The following is a 15,917-nucleotide window of genomic DNA, read 5'->3' as shown; positions in this document are numbered from 1 at the left end:
CGAAGCGTCGAGCACCAGCGCCCGGCGCTCGCCGATCGCTTGGCCGATGGGAGCGGTTCCGGCGCGCCGCTCGCTACCGGCCCGCCAGACGAGAGGAGTGATCACCGCCTCGGTCGGCCCGTAAGCGTTGAAGATCCGGCCGGTCCAGCCGGCGAGGCGGCCAGCGAGCGACAGATCCCAGGCCTCGCCGCCCAGAATGCAGGCGCGCAGGCGGTGACCGGGCATGGCGTCGGCAAGGGCCTCGGCATGGCGGGCAAGATAGGCCGGCGCCAAGTCGGCGACGGTGACGCCGTCGCGCAGGATCAGCGCCGCCAGCCGTTCCGGCGTGGAATCCACCATGGCGCCCAGGACGACACCAGCACCCGCCAACAGAGGCACCAGGATCTGTTCGCTCGCCGCATCGAAGCCGAAGGAGGCGAAATGCAGCAGCCGGTCCCCGGCGGTCATCCCATAAGCCCCGGCCGCCGCCAGACAGTGGCGGGCCAGCGCTCCGTGGGAAACCATGACGCCCTTGGGCGTCCCGGTCGACCCGGAGGTGTAGACCAGATAGGCCAAGGCTTCGTCCACCGGCGCCCGGAGAGCGCCCCTCGCGTCCGGCTCATCCCCGCATATCCCGTCGCCACACACCCCGTCGGCGTCCAGCGTGAGACAGGCCGCCCCGGTCGGCATCGAGCCGAGTACACTGTCCTGCGCCAGGATCAGAGCCATGCCGCTATCGGCGATCATGCCCGCCAGCCGGTCATGGGGGAGGCGGGAATCGAGCGGCACATAGCCTCCACCCGCCTTCAGCACAGCCAGAAGTCCGACGACCATTGCTGGCGAAGGTTCGACCGCCAGCCCGATCCGGACATCCGGCCCGACACCCAGCGCACGGAGCCGCCGGGCCAACCGGTCCGAGCGGTCCTTCAAGGCACCGAAGGTCACCGGCCGCCCATCGGCCACCAGAGCGATGGCTTCCGGAGAGTCCGTCGCGCGGGCATCGAACAGCGTCGCGGGCGACGGGGCGGCGCCGGAGGCCGTCTTCGGGGGCACGGTGCCGGCGACATCCATGCTGTCTTTGGCCATGCGGTCGTCGGCCGTCAGGCGGATGGCCGCGACCGGACCGCCCGTCTCTGCGGCGAAGGCTGCGAGAATGCGCCGGTAATCTTCCGCCATCGCGGCGAGCCGCTCCGCCGCATAGCGGTCGGCGGCATAGCGCAGGTCACAACGGATGCGTCCGCAATCGTCCTCCTCGACCTCCAGCGACAGGTCGAACAGGGCGACGCGGAGGCTGCCTGCGAGAGGGCAGATCGTCAGACCGGCGACCCGGTCCAGCGCCGACAGTCGACGGTGCTGATGGTTGAACATCACCTGGAACAGCGGATTGCGGTCGAGCCGGCGTTCCGGTCTCAGGGCGTCCACCAGATGCTCGAAGGGCAGATCCTGGTTGGCCTGGGCGTCGACCGACCGGTCGCGAACCTGCGCCAGCACCTCATGCAGACCGAGCCCGCCATGCAGGTCCGCGCCGATGACCTGACTGTTCACGAACAGGCCGATCAGGCGCTCGGTCTCGGCGCGATGACGCCCGGCGACCGGCACCCCCACCCGCACATCCCCCTGCCCGGTGTGACGGTGAAGCAGAAGCAGGAATGCGGCCAACAGAAGATTGGCGACGGTCGCCCCCGTCTTGCCGGCCACGGCGCGCAGCTGGGCGCCGAGTGCATCGTCGAGGACAAACGGGACGCCCGCCTCCCGCCGGTCGGTGCCCTGCCCTTCGTCGGCAGCACCCTCTCCGTCCCGCGGCAGCATCAGCTCCGGCTGCTCATCGCCCAACAGGGCACGCCAATGGTCGAGCTGCCGCCCCCCTTCGCCGCTGCGCAGGAGCCGGTCCTGCCACAGCGCATGGTCGGCATACTGGATCGGCAGCGGGGGCAACCCGGCGTCCCGCCCCTCCCGCCGGGCGGCATAGAGGGCAGAGAATTCCTCCACCAGCCGGTTCACCGACCAGCCATCGGCGGCGATGTGGTGGAGCGTCAGGAACAGCGCATGCTCGTCCTCCGCCAGCCGCACCAGCCGCAGGCGGACCGGCGGTGCCGCTTCCAGGTCGAAGGGGGTTGCCGCCTCCGCGTCAGCCAGGGCCTGCAGCCGGGTTTCCCGCTCGACAGGGGCCAGGGCCGACAGATCGTTCCAGGCGATGTCCGGGGGAGCGGCGGGATGGATGCGCTGCTCGGCCTCGCCGTCGCACGCCGGGTAGCTGGTCCGCAGCACCTCGTGCCGCGCCAGGATATCGGCGAAGGCGCCGGAAAATGCCTCCCGGTCAAGGGAACCGGTCAGGCTCAGACCGATCGGAATGTGATAGGCCCGGCTATGGCGGTCGAGCTGCCAGAGCACCCACAGCCGCCGCTGGGCATGGGACAGCGGCAGCCGGTCCGGCCGGCGACCGGGCAGGATCGGCAGCCGGGCGAAGGAAATTCCCGTTCCGGCCAAGCGCCGGAGGAACTCCTCCTGCCGGTCGGCGGGCAACGCGTGGAGGCGCCGGGCGATCTGGACAAGCGCGTCCGCCGGCCGCTCCGCCGGGTCATGCTGGACAGGCGTGGTCATTGGGCGGCCTCCGACGGCAAGGCTTCAAAATCGGCTTCGAGATCGGCCAGCAGGGCGTCCATGCGGGCGATCTCCTCCTCCGCGGCGCCGTCCGCCTTCTCCCGGTCGATCCGCGCCGCCAGCTCGGCCAGGGTCGGCGCTTCGAACAGGGTGCGCAGGGCCAGATCCACCGCGAGCCGCTCGCGGAGCTGCGCCGCCACCCGTGCCACCAGCAGCGAGTGGCCGCCGAGCGTGAAGAAGCTGTCGGCGCCGCCGATACGCTCCACCCCGAGGACCGACCGCCAGATCTCCGCCACTGCATGTTCGGTCGCCGTGGATGGCGGAACATGCTCCACCCCGGCATCCGGCGCAGGCTCGGGCAGGGCCTTGCGGTCCAGCTTGCCGTTGGGCGTCAGCGGCAACCGCTCCAACACCACGAGATGCGTTGGCACCATGTAGTCCGGCAGAGCGTGACCAAGGTGCTCCTTCAGCCGCCGTGGCAGCTCCGCAGCCGCATCGGCGGCGACATAGCCGACCAGACGCTTGCCGCCCGCACCGTCGCGGGCGACCACCACCGCATCCCGCACCGCCGGATGGCCGCGCAGCACAGCCTCGATCTCGCCAAGCTCGATCCGCAGGCCGCGGATCTTCACCTGATGGTCGATCCGCCCGACATACTCGATCACCCCGTCCCCGCGCCGCCGCGCCAGATCGCCCGTCCGGTACATCCGGCCGCCGTCGGCCGAGAACGGATCGGCGACGAAGCGTTCCGCCGTCAGGCCGGCCCGCCGGTGATAGCCGCGCGCCAGGCCCGCACCGGCGATGTACAGCTCACCGACCGCACCGGCCGGAAGCGGGTTCAGGCACTCATCCAGCACATGGAGGCGCAGATTGTCGATGGCCACGCCGATCGGCACGCTGCCGCCCGTACCGCCCTCCCCGGCCCGGCAGGTCCAGTGGCTGACGTCGATCGCCGCCTCCGTCGGGCCGTAGAGGTTGTACAGGCCGACCTGCGGCAGCCGGGCGAACAGCCGGTCCTGCAACGCCGCCGGCAGCGCCTCGCCGCTGCACACCACACGGCGCAGACTGGTGCATTGCTCCACCCCCGGCTCCTCCACGAAGGCCTGCAGCATGGAGGGCACGAAGTGCAGCGTGTCGATGCCCTGCTCCCGAATCAGCACCACCAGCCGGGCCGCGTCGCGGTGCTCGCCGGGCGCAGCCACCACCAGATGCGCCCCCACCATCAGCGGCCAGAAGAACTCCCAGACCGAGACGTCGAAGCCGAAGGGCGTCTTCTGCAACACCCGCTCGCCAGGGGAAAGCCGGTAGGCCTTCTGCATCCAGACCAGCCGGTTCAGCAGGGCGCCATGGCTGTTGCAGGCTCCCTTGGGCGTGCCGGTGGAGCCGGAGGTGTAGATCAGGTAGGCGAGGTTCTCCGGCCGCAGCCCGGCCGCGGGCGGCGTGTCCGGCAGTCCCCCGGTGCTCTCGGCGTCGGTGTCCTCGGCGTCGAGCAGCAGCAGGCGGACAGCCTCGGGCAGCGCCTCGCCACCCAGCCGTCCGGCAAGATGGGACTGGGTGAGCAGCAGGGCGATGCCACCGTCCGCCGCCATGGCGGCAAGGCGGGCGGACGGCAGGTCCGGGTCGAGGGGCAGATAGGCGCCGCCCGCCTTCATCACCGCCAGCAGGCCAACGACCAGTTCCAGCGAACGTTCGGCGGCGACGCCGATCACCACCTCCGGGCCGACGCCGAGAGCCCGCAACCGGTGGGCCAGCCGGTTCGCCTGCGCCTCAAGCTCGGCATAGCTCAGCGTCCGCCCGCCGAACGTAACCGCCGGACGGTCGCCATGCAGACGGGCCTGCTCCGCGATCAGATCGGGCACCAGAGGGCCGGCCGGCGGACGGGGGCTGGGCAGCACCTCCGGCCAGTCGGCGGCGTCGAGGATCGGCAGATAGCCCAGCGTGACCGTGGGCGCCTGCGCCACCCCGTGGAGGATACGTTCCAAATGGCTGCGGAATCGCTGGACCGTGTCCTCTTCGAACAGGTCGGTGGCGTAGATCAGGGTGGCACGCAGCGAACCGTCGGCCTGCTCCTCGCTGTGCAGCGACAGGTCGAACTGGGCGGCGTGGTGCAGCCGCGGATGCTCGGCGATGTCCAGGCCGGGCAGGCGGCGCAGCGCGTCGGAGCGCGGACGGCTGTGGCTGGCCATCACCTGGAACAGCGGGTTGCGGTCGAGGCTGCGGTCGGGCTGCAAGGCCTCCACCAGGGCATCGAACGGCAGCTCCTGGTTGGCCTGGGCCGCCAGAACCTCGTCGCGCACCCGCGCCAGGAAGCGGTCGAAGGGCAGACGCCCATCGGGTTCGATGCGCAGGACCTGGGTGTTGGCGAAGAAGCCGATCAGCCCCTCCAGCTCGACCCGGCCGCGGTTGGCGGTCGGCACGCCGATGCGCAGGTCCCGCTGACCGCTGTGCCGGAGCAGCAGGGCGGCGAAGGCGGCGAGCAGGACCATGAACAGGCTCGCCCCCTGCTCCCGCCCGACGGCAGCCATCCCGGCGACCAGCGAGGCGTCCAGCCGGAACTCCACCGCCGCACCGCGATGGCTCTGCATCGGCCGGCGCGGACGGTCGGCCGGAAGGTCGAGCGCCGGCTGCTCGCCCCCCAGGCGCCCCTGCCAATGGTCGAGCTGCCGACGCGCCTCGGCCAACTCCATCCAGCGCTCCTGCCATGCGGCATAGTCCGCATACTGGAGCGGCAGCGGCGGCAATGCAGCCGGCAGACCGGCCGACAACAGCGCATAGGCACGGGCAACCTCGTCCACCAGGACGTTCATCGACCAGCCGTCGGAGATGATGTGATGCATCGCCAGCGAAAGCACGTGCTCGTTCCCGCCGGGCCCGTCCGGCAGACGGAACAGGCGAAGGCGCAGCAACGGCCCCCGTTCCAGGTCGAAGGGGCGGGCTGCCTCGCCGCGCAGCCGGCCATCCAGCAGACCGGCATCCTCCAGCGTCTCGACCGTCCAGTCGACGGCGGCATCGGCTTCGACGACCTGCCGGGGTTCGCCGCCCCGTTCGACGAAGCGGGTGCGCAGGGTTTCGTGCCGCCCGGACACCAGCGCGAAGGCCCGCCGCAGGCTTTCGGGGTCGAGCCGGCCGCGCAGGCGGAGCGCCGTGGCGATGGTATAGGCTGTGCTGGCTGGGTCGAGGCGCCACAGGAACCACAGGCGGCGCTGGGTGGAGGACAAGGGCAGACCATCGCCGCGCGGTACGGTGGGAATCGCCGCAGCCTCCGGTCCGGCCTGTGGCTCCGCCGCCGATGCCGGGGCTGGGACCGGGACCAGCGACAGGACCGGAGCGTTTCCCAGCGGCCGGGCGTCCAGCAGAGCGGCGAGCGCGCGGATGCTCTGGGCCTCGAACAGCTGCTTCGGGGTGAATTTCAGCCCCTGCTTGCGGGCGCGGGCGATCAGCTGGAGGCTGAGGATCGAATCCCCGCCCATGGCGAAGAAGCTGGCACCGACGTCCACCGTCTCGCGCTTCAGCACCTCGGCCCAGATCCGGGCGAGGCGTTGTTCCGTCTCCGTCATCGCCGTTTGCGATGCCGGTTCGGCGGCAGCCGGAACCGGCAGCGCCTTGCGGTCCGGCTTGCCGTTGGCGGTCAGCGGCAGATGGTCCAGCACCAGCCAATGTGCCGGAACCATATGATCCGGGAGCAGACCGGCAGCGGACAGGCGCAGGGCCGCGATATCGGGCTCGCCGGTGGACGGCACGCAGTAGGCGATCAGTTGCCCGGCCGCCGGGCCATGAGCAGCGGTGCCGGCGGTCACCAGCACGTCCGCCAATCCGGGCAGGGATTTGAGGACGCGGGCGACTTCTCCCGGCTCGACGCGATGGCCGCGGATCTTCACCTGATCGTCGAGGCGTCCGACGAACTCCAGCAGCCCGTCCCGGCGCAGGCGGATCCGGTCGCCGGTGCGGTAGAGCCGGTCGCCCGGCCGGCGCGGTTGCGGATCGGGAATGAAGCGGGCCGCCGTCAGCGCCGGCTGGCCGAGATAGCCATCGGCCAAGCTGTCGCCACCGACATAAAGCTCGCCGACGGCTCCGGCGAGCACCGGCTCAAGATCCGGGTCGAGCACGCAGGCACGGACGTTGGCCAGGGGGGAGCCGAGAGGAATGACGGCGGGGACCGCAGCAGGAACCTCGTGGGTGAGCACGCCGACCGTCGTCTCGGTCGGGCCATAATGGTTGAGCACGCGCAGGCCCGGCCGCAGCCGCCGCAACTGCTCCACCAGCCCGCCGTCGCAGGCCTCGCCGCCCAGGACCAGCAGGTCCCGCGGCAGCACGTCGGCGGTGCTGGCGGCGTGAAGCAGGCCGCGCAGATGGCTGGGCACGATCTTCAGCACCCCGGCGGCGCAGCCCGCCATCCAGGCGGCGAAGCGGTCGGGATCGCGCGCGGTGGCGTCGTCGGCCAGATGCAGAGCGCCGCCATGGCAGAGCGCGCCGAACAGCACCGTATGCCCAAGGTCGGCGGCAACGGTCGAGACCATGGCCATCGAGGTGCCCTTCGGCACGGCCAGCCGCTCCAGAACGCCGCGCAGATAGCTGCCGAGCGCACCATGGCTGACGACGACGCCCTTGGGTTCGCCGGTGGAGCCGGAGGTGTAGATGACATAGGCCGGAAGCCCCCCGGCCGGGACCGGGCCATCGAAGCCATCCGGCTGGGATGCGATACGCGGACCGTCGAGGTCGAGGCAGGACAACCCGGTGGCCGCGGCTGCGGCCAGCGTCGCTCCCGCCGCCACGGCGCAGCGGGCGCCGCTCGACAGGGCGAGACGGCGCAACCGCTCCGCCGGCTGGGAGGGATCGAGCGGCACATAGGCGGCGCCGGCCTTCATGACGCCGAGCAGTGCGGCGATCAGGCCGCAGGATCGCTCGAAGCACAACAGGACCCGGTCGCCTGGCCCGATCCCGGCTTCGCGCAGGGCATTCGCCAGCCGGTTCGCCAACCCGTCCAGCGCACGGACGGTGAGCGTCCGGTCGCCGCCGCACACCGCGACGGCCTCCGGATCGGCTTCGACACGGGCGTTCCACAGTTCCAGAACGCCCGGCGCCGGATCGCGCCAGCTGCCGCTTTCGCCGGCCGGTGCCGAACCCGAAGGGCGCAGGCGCCACAGCGGGGCGTCGGGCTGGCGCAGGACGGCGTCCAGCAGACCGCAATAGTCGGTGACCAACCCCTCGACGCTGGCGGCTTCGAACAGGTCGCGGGCATAGGTCATCGAACCGTGCAACTCGTCCGGAGCGTCGGCGATATCCAGTGCCAGGTCGAAATGGGCGCCCAGGAACTCGTTGGGCTCGGGCGCCAGTCGCAGCCCCACCGGTGCCGGCAGGGTGGAGGTGTCGAAGCCGTAGTTGAACTTCACCTGGAACAGCGGGTTGTGGCTCAGGCTGCGTTCGGGCTGGAGCGCCTCGACCAGTTGCTCGAAGGGAAGATCCTGATGGGCCTGGGCCTCCAGCGCGGTATCGCGCAGCCGGGCCAGCAGGGCGCCGAAGCTCTCGCGGCTGTCCAACCGGCTGCGCAGAACCAGGGTGTTGACGAAGAAGCCGACCACCCCTTCCGTCTCGATGCGATTGCGGTTGGCGAAGGGCACGCCGACCCGCAGGTCGGTCTCACCGCTGTGACGCATCAGCAGCAGCTTGAAGGTGGCCAGCAGCAGGACGAAGGGGGTCACGCCGCGGGCCTGGGCCAGCGCCTTCAGGTCGCGGCTGCGCTGCGTGCCGAGCCGGAAGGCCACCGTGCCGCCATGGGCGCCCAGCACCGCCGGCCGGGGCCGGTCGAGCGGCAGCGGCAGCACCGGATGATCGGTGCCGAGCCGGTCGCGCCAGTAGGCGAGCTGCCTGTCGCGCTCCCCGGCTTCCAGCCAGTCGCGCTGCCACTGCGCGTAATCGGCATATTGGATCGGCAGCGACGGCAGGTCCGGCTGCCGGCCAGCCCGCAGGGCGTCGTAGCTGCGGGCGAATTCCGCCAGGAAGCGCTCCACCGACCAGCCATCGGCGACGATGTGGTGCAGGGTGACCAGCAGCAGATGATCCTCCGCCGCCAGCCGCACCAGCGTCAGGCGCATCAGCGGACCGTTGCCGAGATCGAAGGGTGCCAAAGCTTCCGTGCGCGCCAGATCCCGTGCGCGCGCCTCGCGGTCGGCGGGGGAAAGCGCCGAAAGGTCGATGCTGGCGAGCATCGGGGCCATCCGGGGGTGGATGATTTGGACGGGTTGGCCGTCGCGCTCGGCGAAGCTGGTGCGCAGCGCCTCGTGCCGGTCGGTCAGATGGGCGAAGGCCGCCTCCAGCAGGGCGGGGTCGAGCGGGCCGGTCACCCGGATGGCGCCGGGAATATTGTAGGCCGCCCCGCCGGGATCCATCCGCCAGAGGAACCACAGCCGCTGCTGCGCATAGGAGAGCGGCAGCGGCTGCGAACGGTCCGCGTGGGGGATCGGGAACCGGGTATGGATGTCGATGCCTTTGGCAGCCAGAACGGCGGCGAGCGCCCGGCGCTGGCTGCGCGACAGACCGTCGAGCGAGGACGGCAGGGAGGGAGTGGACGGGCTGCTGGTCATCGGGCGATCCCCGTGTTTGCACTGTCTGTTTCGGCACTGCCGATACGGGCGGAATCCGTGGCGGCATCCGCGAGCGCGTTTAGTTCGGCCTCCGACAGGCCTTCGATGGCCTTCAGCGCGGCGGCCAGTTCGTCTTCGATGGCGGATGCGGCGGCGGGCTCGGTGGCGGCGCGCCGCTCCTCCACCCGCCGGGCGAGGCCGCGCAGGCCGGTCGCCTCGAACAGGGTGCGGATATCCAGCGTCACCCCCAGATCGGCGGCGATGCGCGAGGCCACCTGGGTCGCCAGCAGCGAATGGCCCCCCAGCTCGAAGAAGTCGTCGTCCAGGCCGACGCGGGTGACGCCCAGCACCTCGGCCCAGATGGCGGCTAGCGCCTGCTCCACCGGGCTTTCCGGCGGGACATGGGCGGCCGCCGTCACCTGCATGGGCTGGTCGTGGTCGGCCAGCCGGTCGCGGTCCAGCTTGCCGTTGACGGTCAGCGGCAGCCGGTCGACGCGCAACATCTGGGACGGCACCATATGCGCCGGCAGGCTGCCGCGCAGGGCGGACAGCAGACGCGGCGCGAACTGGCGCCGCTGCCGGGCGAGCAGCGGATCACTGCACTGGGCGCGCCATCCATCGCGAACTGCCGGTTCCGGCCCGATGGGGTGACGCTCCAGCCGGGCCGGATCGAAGATTTCCACGTCGAAACGGCCTTCCGCATTGCCGGCACCGTCCGGACCGACATTCCAGCCGACGCGGGCCCGGTAGCCATGCGCCTCGGCAAGCGCCCGGTAGGCGTCGGGATCGGCACCGGCGGGATCCAGCCGGTCGATCCGTTCCCGCAATGCCCCCGCCGCTGGCGAGGAGGCGCCGGACATCGCCGTCCAGGCGGCAAGGTCGCGGGCGAGCCGGCGGTTGGCGATCCCGGCGATCCGCAGGCCGGCGGGCCGCTCCTCCGCCAGTAGGCGGTCGAGACGGGTCAGGTCCTCCCCGGCCTCGCGCCAGCCGCCGGCAGGCCGCAGGTCCTCCCCACCGACATGCAGGACCGCGTCGAAGCGGTAGCGGGTCAACTCGTTGTCGGCCCGGCCGCAACGCAGATCGAGGTCGATGCGGCCGATCTCTGGAATCCGGCCGCGTAGCGCCTGGAAGAAGCCGGGAGCGAACAGCAGCTCGCCATCCTCGGCCATGGCGCGGGCGACGCGGGCACGGAGTTGGGCGGGGCTCGCCTGCGCTTCCGCCCGCCAGAGCGCCACCGACGCATGGAACAGCGGTTGGAGATGCAGCGGTCGCAGGTCACCCAGGACGATGCGCCCGCCCAGCCGCAAGGCCCGCACCGCCCCTTCCAGGACGCGCAGCAGATAGTCGCCGTCGGGGAAATACTGGGCGACGGAGTTGATGACGACGGTGTCGTAGCCACCCTCCTCCATTCCGCTCTCGCCGATCCCGCCGAAATCGGTGGCCTCGCGCCGGCTGAGCCGGATATGGGCCAGCTCCGGCCTTCCCGCCGCCCAGGCACCGAGATCGGCGATGGCCTGTGCCGAAAAGTCGGTCCCGTGATAGACGGCGCAGTGCGGCGCCACCGCCTGGGTCAGCAGACCGACGCCGCAACCGATCTCCAGCAGCCTTTGCGGCTTCAAGGCCAGGATGCGCGCGACGGTGGCATCCAGCCACTCCCGCATCTGCGGCTCGGGGATCGGCCGGTCGTCGTAGCTGTCGTTCCAGCCGGTGAAGCCCGGCCCCGCTGCCGCGTCCGCGCGCGAATAGGTGCCGTCGAACACCGTGCTCCACTGCCCGACCAGATCGCCCCGCTGCTCCTCGGGCCGGTCGCGCAGCGCCTCCTCGTCGGCGACGGCATAGGCGACGAGCCGGCGGTCGGCACCGTCGCCGCGCAGCAGCACAGCGGCATCGGCGACGGCGGGTTGGCGGCGGACCGCCGCCTCGATCTCGCCCGGTTCGATGCGGAAGCCGCGCAACTTGATCTGCTGGTCGGCGCGGCCGAGATACTCAACCCGGCCATCCGGCCAATAGCGCGCCAGATCGCCGCTGCGGTACAGGCGTTCCCCCGGATCGCCGAAGGACGCGCCGAAGGGATCGGCGACGAAGCGCCCGGCGGTCAGGCCGGGTCGGTTCAGATAGGCCCGCGCGAGCCCGGCTCCGCCGACATGGATCTCACCCGCCACGCCGGGCGGGACCGGCTGGAGATGCCGGTCGAGGAAGTACCAGCGCAGGTCGCCGAGCGGCATGCCGACCGGGGCGCCGGCCTCCGGCTGGTCCGTTGCCTGCCCGGACTTCGGCAGGTCGGCCAGGGTCAGCGGACGATGGGTGACGTGGACGGTGGTTTCGGTGATGCCGTACATGTTGACCAGCCGCGGACGGCTGTCGCCGAAATGCTCGAACCAGCCGCGCAGGCTTTCCATCTCCAGCGCCTCACCACCGAACACCACCAGCCGGAGCGACAGGGCATCGCGCGGCGCCGCCAGCGCCACCGGCACCAGTTGCCGGAAGGCGGACGGCGTCTGGTTCAGGATAGTCACTCCCTCGTCCCGCAGCAGGGCGAAGCAGTCGGCCGGCGACCGGCTGGTGTAGTAGGGCACCACCACCAGCCGCCCGCCATGCAGCAGGGCGCCGAAGATTTCCCAGACCGAGAAGTCGAAGGCATAGGAGTGGAACAGCGCCCAGACGTCGCCCCCGTCGAAGCGCAGGTCCGCCGGACAGGACTCGAACAGCCGCAGCACATTGGCATGGGTGATCGCCACGCCCTTCGGCTGGCCGGTCGATCCCGAGGTGTAGATGCAGTAAGCGAGCGATCCGGCCCGGCCCAGGTCCGGCGGCGGACCATCGGGCGGCGGTCCGTCCGGCGCGTCGGGCTCGTCGCCGACGCAGATCGCCCGCACGCCATCGGCAAGCGGCAGCGCATCGCGCAGATGGGCCTGGGTGACGACCAGCCCGATGCCGCTGTCGGCCTGCATGTAAAGCAGCCGGTCTGCGGGATAGGAGGGGTCGAGCGGCAGATAGCCGCCGCCCGCCTTCAGGATGCCGAGCATGCCGACGATCAGGTCGAAGGAGCGGTCGGCCGCCAGCCCGACCAGCCGGTCCGGCCCGACACCGAGCGAGCGCAGCTGCCACGCCAGCCGGTCGCTGCTGCGGTCGAGCTCGCCATAGCTCAGGGTCTGGCCATCGCAGGTCACGGCCGGGGCGTCGGGGTGCCGGTGCGCATGGGCCGCGATGCGGGCATGAAGGCCGGGGGCATCGGCCGGAAGCGGTGCCGGCAGGCGGGCAAGGTTGCGGGCGGGATCGTTCCAGCCGGCGACCAGCGCCGCCGTCTCCGCCTCGTCCATCAGCGGCAGACGGCTGACCGGCAGCGCCGGATCGGCAATGATGCCGCGAAGCAGGGTCAGCCAGTGCCGGGCCATCCGCTCCGCGCTTTCCGGCTCGAACAGGTCGAGACTGTAGGTGAAGAAGGCGCCGAGAGGACCGGCTCCGCCCGGACCGGCCCGCTCGGTGGTGTGCAGGATCAGGTCGAACTGCGTCGCGAGCTGGAGATGCTCGACGGCCTCCACCCGCAGGCCCGGCAACCGGTCGAGGCCGTCCAGCCGCTGCCACTGATGGTCGTAGGCGGCCTGGAACAGCGGATGATGAGCTAGATCGCGCTGCGGTTGCAGTTCTTCGACCAGCCGGTCGAAGGGCAGATCCTGGTTGGCCTGGGCGTCGAGCGCCGCCTCGCCGACACGGCGAAGCAGCGCCTCGAAGGCCGGATCGTCCGACAGGTCGGCGCACAGCACCGCCATGTTGACGAAGAAGCCGATCAGCCTTTCGCTGTCCACGCTGCGCCGGTTGGCCAGCGTGCAGCCGACACGGATGTCGTCCTGGCCGGAATAGCGGTGCAGCAGAGCCGTGTAGCTGGCGAGCAGCAGGGTCGGCAGCGTCACCCCCATCCGCCGTGCCAGCCCGCGCAAGGCCGTGGCGAGCCCGTCGTCGATGGCGCAATGGACCGCCGCCCCGCGCTGGCTACCACCGGCGGAACGCGGTCGGTCGGCGGGCAGGTCCAGCACCGGATGGCGGTCGCCCAGCCGGCCAGCCCAATAGGCAAGCTGGCGAGCGCCCTCACCCGACTCCAGCAGGTCGCGCTGCCATTGGGCGACGTCGGCATACTGGACGGTCAGCGCCGGCAATTCGGGTGCCCTGCCGCCACAGCAGGCGGCATAGGCCTCACCGAACTCGTCGAGCAGGACATTCATCGACCAGCCGTCGGCGATGGCGTGGTGCAGGCTGACCTGCAGATGATGGTCGTCGTCGGCACAGGCGATCAGCTGCACCCGCATCAGCGGGCCTTCTACCAGATCGAAGGGGGCACGGACCTCCTCCTCCAGCAGACGGCGCAACGCATCGTCCCGGTCAGCGTCACCGGAGAGATCGGCGAGGCGGACGGCGACGGGCACCGTCCCGGCAGGGCGGACCACCTGCACCGGCCGACCAGCCTCCTCGCGGAAGACGGTGCGCAGGCTCTCGTGCCGCCCGGCCAGCAGGTCCACCGCCGCCTGGACGGCATCGCGGCGCAGCGGCCCGCGCAGCTGGACCCGCCCGGAAATGGTGTAGCCGCAGTCCCGCGGGTCGAGTTTCCAGTTGAACCACATGCGGGCCTGGGCCGCCGACGGTTCGGCGATGCGCTCCTCCCCGCCCCTCTGGGGAGCCATCGCCTGGATCGTCGCGGGACCCGCCTCGGACAGCCTGGCGGCGAAGTCCGACAGGGTGGGATGACGGAACAGGTCGGCGACGTCGGCCGCCAGTCCGCACCGTTCGCGCAGCCGGGCGACCACCTGCACCACCGACACCGAATTGCCGCCCAGCGCGAAGAAATGGGCGCCGGCATCGGTGACGGCGACGTTCAGCACCTCCGCCCAGACGGCGGCCACCACGCTCTCGCGCTTTGTCAGGGCGCGGGCGGCGGTCTCGGCGGCGGCGACGGGCGCTCCCCGGCGCTGGACGTGGAAAGCCGGCAGTTCACCCGCGTCGAGCAGGGACCGGCAGGCGGAGCGCTGAAGCTTGCCGCTTGAGGTCTTGGGCAGGGCGCCCGGCTCCAGCAGGGCGACCAGCACCGGCGCCTCCTGGCAGGAATCGGCCACCGCGGCGGCGATGGCACCGCACAGTGCCTCCGGCGTCACCAGCTTCAGCACCGTCCGGCCGATCTCGGCGGCGATGCCGATCCCCTCACGGCCATCCTGCTCGACGGCGAAGGCGGCAACCCGCCCCTTGCGGACGACCTCCACCTCCTCCTCGACGCTGCGCTCCAGATCCTGCGGATAGACGTTCTGGCCGCGCACGATCAGCATGTCCTTGAGCCGGCCGGTGACGAACAGCTCGTCCTCCTTCATGAAACCCAGGTCGCCGGTGCGCAGCCAGACCGTGCCGTCGCGCTCGACGAAGCTGCGGGCCGTCGCCTCCGCATTGCGCCAATAGCCGTCGGCGATGCTGGGTCCGCCGGCCCAGATCTCGCCGACCGTCCCCTCGCCGACCTCCGAGCCGCTGGCCGGATCGACCAGCCGCAGGGGATGATCGGGCTGCACGTGGCCGCAGCCGGCCAGCACGGTCGCCGACGCGTCGTCACCCGGAGGCAAGGCCCGGTTGGCGGCCAATGCCGCTCCGTCGAACGGCGCCAGGGTGATGCCCTGCCCGCGCCGGCCGCCGGTGACGAACAGCGTCGCCTCGGCCAGCCCGTAGCAGGCGAAGTAGGACCGGCGGTCGAAACCCGTTGGGGCGAAGCGCTCGGCGAAACGGGCCAGCGTGTCGGGACGGATCGGTTCGGACCCGGAGAAGGCAAGGCGCCAGGACCGCAGGTCCAGCCCATCCAGCGCGGTGTCGGCGATGCGCTCGCAGCACAGGCGGAAGGCGAAATCCGGCCCGCCACTGATGGTGCCGCCATAGCGGCCGATCGCCTCCAGCCAGCGCCGCGGCCGTTCCAGGAAATAGCGCGGCGACATCAGCACGCAGGGAATGCCGGCGTGGATCGGCTGCAGCAGGCCGCCGATCAGGCCCATGTCATGGAACAGCGGCAGCCAGCTGACGATGCAGTCGTCGGGCCCGATGCCGAAACCGCCGCGGATCAGCCGCTCGTTGGCGATCAGGTTGCCATGGCTGACCCGCACCCCCTTGGGCGCGGAGGTCGAGCCGGAGGTGTATTGCAGGAAGGCGATATCGTCGCCTGACAGCGGCGGGATCGACCAGTCGTCGGCAAGCCCGCCGTCCACCCTGTCCACGGCCAGAATTTCGGGCATCTGGTCGCTACCCGTCATGGCCCGGCAAGCCTCAAGCAGCGTGTCGTACAGGACCGAATCCGTCAGGATGAAGCGCGGCTGCGCATCGGCCAGGATGCCCTGGAGCCGGGCCAGATGCTGCGGCCTCACCGATTCAGGCGGATAGGCCGGCACGGCGATGACGCCGGCATAGAGGCAGCCGAAGAAAGCCGCGACATAGTCCGGGCCGCTCGGCAGCAGCAGAATGGCGCGGTCGCCCAGTCCGGCCCGCTCGCGCAGACGGACGGCGATGGCCCGGGCCCGCCGGTCGAGGTCCGCATAGCTGAGCGGATCGTCCGTCCCCTCGGCGATGAAGCGCAGGGCGATGCCGCCGGGCGTCTCCGCGGCCCGCCCGACCAGTGTGCCGACCAGCGTCTCGGCCGACGTCCCGGCGGGCTTGCGCCCGGCTGAGACCGTCGAAAGGGAGGCGGCATCGGAACGGTTGTCCATGGGATCACCTGTGCAGGCAGAAGGGCACGCCCCC

General features: G+C 71.3%; 3 protein-coding genes. All 3 read right to left on the bottom strand.

What is annotated here, in order from left to right:
* The coding region (locus ACWPN8_RS28550; RefSeq protein ID WP_492243188.1) for a condensation domain-containing protein at positions 1-2,580 on the bottom strand (2,580 nt) is incomplete at its 3' end.
* The gene (locus ACWPN8_RS28545; protein WP_492243187.1) at positions 2,577-9,161 is read right to left on the bottom strand and encodes an amino acid adenylation domain-containing protein; all 6,585 of its coding nucleotides are present in this window, start codon (positions 9,159-9,161) and stop codon (positions 2,577-2,579) included. The genes ACWPN8_RS28550 and ACWPN8_RS28545, both read right to left, overlap by 4 nt.
* Positions 9,158-15,883 (bottom strand): amino acid adenylation domain-containing protein, encoded by a 6,726-nt coding sequence (locus ACWPN8_RS28540; protein WP_492243186.1) that lies wholly within the window; start codon positions 15,881-15,883, stop codon positions 9,158-9,160. The genes ACWPN8_RS28545 and ACWPN8_RS28540 overlap by 4 nt, the downstream gene beginning before the upstream one ends.
* Between the last annotated feature and the right edge of the window lie 34 nt (positions 15,884-15,917).

Source organism: Azospirillum sp. UENF 112521, assembly GCF_058780665.1.
Note: the sequence above shows the minus strand (reverse complement) of the source record. Positions and strands in the feature narration are given on the sequence as shown.

What these genes read in the sequence shown, in the direction of transcription:
- ACWPN8_RS28540 (WP_492243186.1), bottom strand. Translation starts at nt 15,883, where the DNA reads ATGGACAACCGTTCCGATGCCGCCTCCCTTTCGACGGTCTCAGCCGGG.
- ACWPN8_RS28545 (WP_492243187.1), bottom strand. Translation starts at nt 9,161, where the DNA reads ATGACCAGCAGCCCGTCCACTCCCTCCCTGCCGTCCTCGCTCGACGGT.